The organism is Alteromonas sp. 4NH20-0056 (assembly GCF_057539655.1).
In genome coordinates this window covers 1-1,039 of record NZ_BAAJLS010000028.1, presented here as the reverse complement: position 1 = coordinate 1,039, position 1,039 = coordinate 1, and the positions used below count along the sequence as shown (strand labels likewise).

1 protein-coding gene is annotated in these 1,039 nt (G+C 45.7%); it reads left to right on the top strand.

What is annotated here, in order from left to right:
- On the top strand, positions 1 to 849 hold an 849-nt coding region (locus AC27EZ_RS18095), incomplete at its 5' end, for a transposase (protein WP_487136658.1).
- Between the last annotated feature and the right edge of the window lie 190 nt (positions 850 to 1,039).

The following is a 1,039-nucleotide window of genomic DNA, read 5'->3' as shown; positions in this document are numbered from 1 at the left end:
TTTTTATGTGGGAAGGACCATTTCAGCGGCAAAAGCTTTGAGCACCGAAGGCAATGGGTAGAAAACCGGTTGCTTCGTTTAGCGAAGGTGTTTGCGATTGACGTATGTGCTTACGCGGTAATGAGTAACCATACACATGTTGTACTTCGCATTGATAGAGATAAAGCCCTGTCATGGACAACTGAGACGGTTTTAACACGGTGGCATTCGCTACATAAAGGTACACAACTTACCCGTGACTACATGCAGCCTCAGCGGCGCACGGCAATGTCAGATATTCAAATTCAGTCGGTAATGGCAACGGTCGCGGTATATCGTCAAAGACTCTATGATATCAGTTGGTTTATGCGCCTCTTAAATGAATACATCGCACGTCAGGCCAACAAGGAAGATGCATGTACCGGCCGTTTCTGGGAGGGACGTTTTAAGTCTCAAGCGCTATTAGATGACGCTGCCGTGATGGCATGTATGGCGTATGTCGATTTAAACCCACTTCGCGCAGGCATTGCCACAACACCGAAAGCGTCCGCGTTCACTAGCATTAAGCGACGTATTAAGGCGGCAATCAACAATGAACAACCTCGGTGCTTATTTCCGTTTCTGGGTAACAAAAGTAACACCGCCGACGGGTTACCGTTTTCTCTTTATGACTACCTAGCACTGATTGAGGACACCGCGAGGCAACTGCGTGTAGGTCAGTGCGAGCATGTAGACGTCAGTCACTCACCTATCACAATACAAACCGGCTTACCGCACAATCAATGGCACGCCATGGTGCAGGGCATAGAAACACATTTTTCGACGACCGTGAGTTTATCACTTGCGGCGCGCAGGTGTCATGACAAGTAAAGAGCACGATTTCGCCATTAAAACACATACTTTTTAATGAAAGCGCAGCTTTAAAAACACGCTAAATACGTACCAGAAAAAACCATAAAATCAATAATTATCAGAATGTTAAATAAAACTCGCTGTCACCCGCGCATCAGTAAGCGTATTATTTTCTATACCTCGTTATTGCCCAGTATGTTTTTCACTT